Origin of the sequence: Synechococcus sp. R55.7 (assembly GCF_047461955.1) — a bacterium.
In the GTDB taxonomy this organism is placed as follows: Bacteria; Cyanobacteriota; Cyanobacteriia; order Thermostichales; family Thermostichaceae; genus Thermostichus.
Window position 1 is genome coordinate 1 of record NZ_JANSIC010000180.1, and the last position, 2,500, is coordinate 2,500.

Consider the following 2,500-nt stretch of genomic DNA (forward strand, 5'->3'; position numbering starts at 1 on the left):
AAAAACTTTGGGTTGGATATCTTGACGGGGTGGTGGGGGTGGGGATAGGGTAGTAAAGCGCCACAAGGCCACCCAGCCCCGGCGCCCCAGAACCTTGACAAGTAACTCGTTCAGTCAACCATCGCCAAGCAGCACAGCAGGCTCCCTGAGTCGGCTGGTGGCTGCATATTCAACCCTGTCAAGTTTCCATTTTTCCAGAGACAAGCTCTTGAATTGACACGGAGAGTTTGATCCTGGCTCAGGATGAACGCTGGCGGTATGCTTAACACATGCAAGTCGGACGGGCACCTTCGGGTGTTAGTGGCGGACGGGTGAGTAACACGTAGGAATCTACCCTCAGGCGGGGGATAACAGCTGGAAACGGCTGCTAATACCCCATACAGGCGGAAGCTGAAAGGAGCAATCCACCTGAGGATGAGCCTGCGTCGGATTAGCTAGTTGGTGGGGTAATGGCCTACCAAGGCGACGATCCGTAGCGGGTCTGAGAGGATGGCCCGCCACACTGGGACTGAGACACGGCCCAGACTCCTACGGGAGGCAGCAGTGGGGAATTTTCCGCAATGGGCGCAAGCCTGACGGAGCAATACCGCGTGAGGGAGGAAGGCCCTTGGGTTGTAAACCTCTTTTCTGGGGGACGAAAGCTGACGGTACCCCAGGAATAAGCCTCGGCTAACTCCGTGCCAGCAGCCGCGGTAAGACGGAGGAGGCAAGCGTTATCCGGAATTATTGGGCGTAAAGGGTACGTAGGCGGCTGGTCAAGTCTGGGGTCAAAGGCCACAGCTCAACTGTGGGAAGGCCCTGGAAACTGACCGGCTAGAGTGAGGTAGGGGTTGCGGGAATTCCCGGTGTAGCGGTGAAATGCGTAGAGATCGGGAAGAACACCTGAGGCGGAAGCGCGCAACTGGGCCTCAACTGACGCTGAGGTACGAAAGCTAGGGGAGCGAATGGGATTAGATACCCCAGTAGTCCTAGCCGTAAACGATGGACACTAGACGTTGGCCGTATCGACCCGGTCAGTGTCGGAGCTAACGCGTTAAGTGTCCCGCCTGGGGAGTACGCACGCAAGTGTGAAACTCAAAGGAATTGACGGGGGCCCGCACAAGCGGTGGAGCATGTGGTTTAATTCGATGCAACGCGAAGAACCTTACCAGGGCTTGACATGCCGCGAACCCTGCGGAAACGTGGGGGTGCCTTCGGGAGCGCGGACACAGGTGGTGCATGGCTGTCGTCAGCTCGTGTCGTGAGATGTTGGGTTAAGTCCCGCAACGAGCGCAACCCTTGTTCCTAGTTGCCAGCATTGAGTTGGGCACTCTAGGGAGACTGCCGGTGACAAACCGGAGGAAGGTGAGGATGACGTCAAGTCAGCATGCCCCTTACGCTCTGGGCTACACACGTGCTACAATGGCGCGGACAAAGGGTCGCGAGCGCGCGAGCGTGAGCCAATCCCAAAAACCGCGTCTCAGTTCAGATCGCAGGCTGCAACTCGCCTGCGTGAAGGCGGAATCGCTAGTAATCGCAGATCAGCATGCTGCGGTGAATACGTTCCCGGGCCTTGTACACACCGCCCGTCACACCATGGGAGCTGGCCATGCCCGAAGTCGGAGCACCCGCCGAAGGCAGGGCTGGTGACTGGGGTGAAGTCGTAACAAGGTAGCCGTACCGGAAGGTGCGGCTGGATCACCTCCTTTTAGGGAGACCTACCTTGGGGCATCTGAGGGGAGTTAGACCACCCTCAGGCCAGCAAAGGTTATCCCAGGTCGGTCGGGGTTGAAGGGATGGTTGACTGGGGTTCTGGAGGGGAACCGAGGGGAGGGCTATTAGCTCAGGTGGTTAGAGCGCACCCCTGATAAGGGTGAGGTCCCTGGTTCGAGTCCAGGATGGCCCACTGTTTGTCCTGGAGAAGGGAGAGCTAGCAAGCTAGAAGCGAGCTGGCCAAGCTGAGGGCAAAGCCAGAGGGTGGGTGCAGTCTGGATTGGGGGTATAGCTCAGCTGGTAGAGCGCTGCCTTTGCACGGCAGAAGTCAGCGGTTCGAGTCCGCTTACCTCCACCACTTTGGTGAGGAGCCGGGAAGGGGTTCTCCAGTTGGATAGGTTGACGACCGGGCTAGGGGTTTGGGTCCGAGCACAAGCCTCCAGCCGGGTTGAGCCGGCCAGCACTTTGAAAACTGCATAGCAAGAGAGCAGCATGCTTCTGGGTTGAGCCCTCCGAGCCTTGGCTTGGGGGAAGCAGCAGCAACCTGGGGGCATGAGGCAGGTAGAACACCAATGTTACGTGAGGTGAAAAGGTCAAGTCAGTTAAGGGCGCACGGTGGATACCTAGGCACGCAGAGGCGAGGAAGGGCGTGTTACCGACGAAACGCTGCGGGGAGCTGGACAAAAGCGGTGATCCGCAGGTTCCCGAATGGGGCAACCCGGCAAGGCGCAAGCCTTGTCACCTTTGGCTGAATCCATAGGCCAAAGGGGCGAACGCGGCGAACTGAAACATCTTAGTAGCCGCAGGA

Annotated in this window: 2 tRNA genes and 2 rRNA genes (1 of these 4 cut by a window edge); all 4 read left to right on the top strand. The window is 58.5% G+C overall.

What is annotated here, in order from left to right:
- The first annotated feature begins 215 nt into the window (after positions 1–215).
- Positions 216–1,688 (top strand): 16S ribosomal RNA (locus NW820_RS09635).
- 123 nt (positions 1,689–1,811) lie between these two features.
- A tRNA-Ile gene (locus NW820_RS09640) sits at positions 1,812–1,885 on the top strand.
- Between the two features lie 89 nt (positions 1,886–1,974).
- Positions 1,975–2,050: transfer RNA gene (locus NW820_RS09645), tRNA-Ala, on the top strand.
- 233 nt (positions 2,051–2,283) lie between these two features.
- Positions 2,284–2,500: ribosomal RNA gene (locus NW820_RS09650) — 23S ribosomal RNA — on the top strand (it continues 2,592 nt past the right edge of the window).
- Together the 16S and 23S rRNA genes with 2 tRNA genes alongside form the textbook arrangement of a ribosomal RNA operon.